Here is a 4,123-nt window from a genome sequence, read left to right on the forward strand (position 1 = left end):
GCCGACCGTGCTTTGCACGCCGATGGCACCGCCCATCAGTTCGATCAGTTGCTTGGATACGACGAGGCCAATGCCGGTCCCTTCCTCGGTGCCAAGGGTACCCGCTCACAATGGGTGGCTGCTGAGCTGGCCCGAGGCCCGCACCAAATTCAGTTTTGTAACTTCAAGTAGGCCGCAAGTTTGGCATCAGAGTGTCCGATGTGATCCGTCAGCCAATCGGACAGAAACACCGCCAGTTTGTTTCGGTCCAAAGTCTCTGCTGCAATGCCGGTCGCTATTGAATTAAGGCCTGAAACCAAATCATCATGTTCCTGCATGTGTTCATTGATGGACGGGTACTTGAGGTGGCGCATCAGCTCTTCCTCGTGGGTGAAGTGATCCCGCACGTACTGGAAAAAGCCCATTACAGCGTCAGTCAGTCCAGCCTTATCCTTTGCCTCAAGGAGCACTATCGCTTTGTGAAACAACTCACGGTGCTGTGTATCAATCTCTTGGTTCCCGATGGCGTAGCTGTCATGCCATTCGATCTTCATTACGAGTTCCTCGATTTCTTTGAAAAATTATTGATTTCAATCCCCACCACGAAAGTGTAGTTCATGGTACCTGTTGCCTTGCCCCTCTTGTGCCGGAACTCCCACCGTGGCACCGGCTCTGCATCACACCACAACCCCCGCTTGTCGGTCTTGGCTGCATCCTCAGCCGCCTCGTGCAATCTTTGATCATCTGGTGACTGCTCACGCTGGTATTTCCGGTAAAACCAGGCCATGCCGCGCTCCACCTGGACGAGGTTCACATCTTGCCCATTGAATAGAATATCCTCGATTCCTGGTTTGGGCGGCCTCTTTCCGCACTAAAGCGGCTGTTCAACGTTGAGGTTGAAGTGCGGCTGACGCGAATGCGCTAGGTGTGTCCATGCTGGAGGCACTAAAGCCCAAATGCGTCATGCTTAAAGGTCTATCACCTCAGCTACCCACGCCATCGGCGCCTGCCAGTTCGCCAACCAGTCCGGCACTAACTCAGCCGGCATAGGCCTTGCGATGGCATATCCCTGGCCTAATTCACAGCCAAGGGCTAGCAACTGGGCACCGTGGGCTTCGGTTTCCACTCCTTCGGCAATCACGGTGCGGTTGAAAGCGGCGGCCAGGCCAATAACGCCTTTGACGATCGACAGGTCGCTGACATCGTCGAGCATATCTCGGACGAAACTTTTGTCTATCTTCAGCGTGTCCACCGGTAATCGGCGCAGGTAGGTGAGCGATGAATAACCGGTGCCAAAGTCGTCCAACGAGAAGTTCACCCCTAGCCTGTGGCAGTCCGCAATGATCGTTTGTACGGCGTCCATGTCTTCCAGCGCGCTGGTTTCCAGAATTTCCAATTCCACCATGTCGGGGGCTATGGCGGAGTGCCTGGCTAGCATTGCAGCCAGCGTGGCGGTGAACTTCTGGTCCAGAAACTGGCGCGCGCTCACGTTGATGCTGACCGGTAGCTTCAGCCCGGCCTGGTTCCAGGCATCGAGCTGTTTGAAGGCCGTCGCCATAACCCAGGCGCCCACGCGCTCGCTCAGCGGGTGCTTTTCAATAGCCGGCAAAAAGCTGGCCGGTGCCAGCAAGCCGCGCTCTGGGTGGTTCCACCGTATCAGCGCCTCGACCCCCATCAAGGCGCCGCTGCGCATATTGACCTTGGGCTGGTAGTACAGCACCAGTTCCTGTCGCAGCAGTGCCCCCTCGATGCGAGTTTGCTCGCTGGTGCGGGCATTCACCTCAGCTTCTTGGTCGGCATCAAACAAATGGAAACGGTTCTTGCCGCTGCGCTTGGCCTCGTACATGGCAAAATCGGCGTTGCGCATCAGCTGGTCGGCATCCACATCGTCATTGGAGTAAAGGGAGACACCGATGCTGGCGGTAACAGACTGTTCGTTACCGGCCACCGGCACCGGGCGCGCACACGCTGCCAACACCCTGTTCACCAATTGCAGGCAGTCTTCAATGCCGTGCAGCTCGGTTAAAACAATCACGAATTCATCACCGCCCATACGAGCCAGGGTGTCGCCTTCGCGCAGCATACCGCGCATTTGATGGGAGACAGCCACCAGCAGTTCGTCGCCGGCGCTGTGGCCAAAGGCATCGTTGATGGACTTGAAGCCGTCAATGTCCAAATACAGCACGGCCAGCATCTGGTCGTGGCGCTGGCAATTCACCATAGCCTGTTGCAGCCGGTCCGACAGCAGCAAGCGGTTGGGCAGGTCGGTCAGCGCATCGAAGTGCGCGCCGTGCTCAAGCTTTTCTTGATTCAATTTGAGGGGAGTGATATCGGAGAACAGCGCCACATAATTGCTAATGGCACACCTGGTCTCGCACAAGCGGCTAACGGTCAAGAGCACAGAATAGGCAGCACCGTCTTTGCGCCTGCTCCAGACCTCTCCCCGCCACTCGCCATGGCGCATCAGCGCCCAGCGCATCTTTCTGAACACTGAGTGACTCTGACGGCCGGATCGAAAAGTCAGCGGGTCCTTTCCCAGTACTTCGTCATGGCTGTATCCTGTGATGCGCGTAAAGGCCTCATTGACATCCACGATCAGACCTTCTGCATTGGTGATCAGAATGCCTTCACTAGTGGCCGAGAACACCCTGGAAGTTAGGCGCAACTGGGCTTCCGCCAACTTTTGAACGGTAATGTCGCGGGCGATCTTGGAGGCGCCTATGACTTTCCCAAAACCGTCGCGTATGGGAGAAACGGTGACTGAGACGTTGATGAGTTTGCCGCTCTTGCAAACGCGCACCGTTTCGAAGTGGTCAATGACTTCGCCGCTCCGAATTCGTTCAAGAATGAACTGTTCTTCGCCCTTGCGGTCGGGCGGCAGCAGCACTTCGATGCTGTGCCCTATCATTTCCTGCGCGGTGTAACCGAATATCTTGGTGGCGGCCTGATTCCAGCTCGTCACAATGCCATTCAGGGACTTGCTGACCACAGCATCGTCCGTGGAGTTCAGGATGGCATCGGACAGACGGGCGGCGGTCTCCAATTTGACCCTCTGTGTGATATCGCGTGCGATTTTTGAAACACCGACAACTACACCATCACGGTCACGAATCGGAGATACGGTGACCGACACATGAATGCGGTTGCCATTCTTGTGCAGACGTTCGGTTTCGAAGTGGTCCACTCGGGCGCCACTGCGCACCTGTTTAAGAATTTGTGCTTCCTCATACATGCGATCCGGTGGAAACAGCACCAACATGGGCTTGCCCAGCATTTCTTGCTCGGTGTAGCCAAAGATGGACTGCGCACCTGAATTCCAACTGGTGACCAGACCGTCCAGGGTCTTGCTGATGATGGCATCGTCCGAGCTTTGCACAATGGCCTGGAAGTGTTCCAGCATGTGCTCCAGAGCCCCTGCGGGATCCTGGGGCCCACCGGTTATTTTGATGTCTGAGATGATTGAATTCTTGATCATGCCGCCTCCTGTTTTACTTCAAAGAGTCAGATTGCTCAGTTTAGACACTTCAGGGAAAGTTGCAAACGTAGCAGTGGCAGCGTACTTTCTAGACGGCAATTCACCAGTGCAAACAGGTTGGTCTTGGAGGCTGCAGGGAACACCTGTCCATACTCATGTACAGCTTTTTTGGTAGGGCTTGGTCCGCTATCAAGCAGATCTACAAATGTGCGTTGTTGTTGTTGAGGTTTGCCCGACATGGTTGCTTCGCCATGTGAACCAGCGTGAGGCGGGGAATGTCCGAGTGTTAGCGCAAAAACTTGGGCGCGATTACAAGAATGTCCACACCGATGTGTCCGCTTTGGAATCTGCTGGGTTGCTGGTGCGGGACGGGCGCAAACCGACCGCGCAATGGGACGAATTGCAGGTCATCTTGAGATTCACCTTCGCGAGTTGGGCACTACTAGCCAGACCAGATCATGCATGAGTTGGGTGCTCGCAAGGGATGACACAAGGACTAATTACTCGTCCAGCGTTCCTGCCATGCATGACTTGGTTAAGCACGCCCGCTAAAAAATAGCCCATCTATCGGACATGTCGCCCACGGTAGTGCAACATTCGTTCTGTAATTTCCCCGACCACTGAAACTGACCCTGTTTGGAAGTTTCTGGTTTTGGGATTTTTTAATCA

The 4,123-nt window shown here is 55.2% G+C and carries 3 protein-coding genes; all 3 read right to left on the reverse strand.

Going from position 1 to position 4,123, the window contains the following annotated elements:
- Positions 1 to 149: 149 nt before the first annotated feature.
- A complete protein-coding gene (locus tag GZ093_RS20410) occupies positions 150 to 533 on the reverse strand; it encodes a bacteriohemerythrin (RefSeq protein WP_296489530.1) in 384 nt (127 codons plus the stop codon).
- The gene (locus GZ093_RS20415) at positions 533 to 823 is read right to left on the reverse strand and encodes a thermonuclease family protein (protein ID WP_363261209.1); all 291 of its coding nucleotides are present in this window, start codon (positions 821 to 823) and stop codon (positions 533 to 535) included. The genes GZ093_RS20410 and GZ093_RS20415 overlap by 1 nt, the downstream gene beginning before the upstream one ends.
- A gap of 123 nt (positions 824 to 946) precedes the next feature.
- On the reverse strand, positions 947 to 3,454 hold the full coding sequence (locus GZ093_RS20420) for a PAS domain S-box protein (RefSeq protein WP_296489532.1): 2,508 nt from the start codon (positions 3,452 to 3,454) through the stop codon (positions 947 to 949).
- Positions 3,455 to 4,123 lie beyond the last annotated feature (669 nt).

It is taken from the genome of Rhodoferax sp., from assembly GCF_010365055.1.
Classification (GTDB): domain Bacteria; phylum Pseudomonadota; class Gammaproteobacteria; order Burkholderiales; family Burkholderiaceae_C; genus Rhodoferax.

Excerpts from the sequence above, each read along its gene's own strand:
- GZ093_RS20410 (WP_296489530.1), bottom strand. The coding sequence starts at position 533 with ATGAAGATCGAATGGCATGACAGCTACGCCATCGGGAACCAAGAGATT.
- GZ093_RS20420 (WP_296489532.1), bottom strand. The coding sequence starts at position 3,454 with ATGATCAAGAATTCAATCATCTCAGACATCAAAATAACCGGTGGGCCC.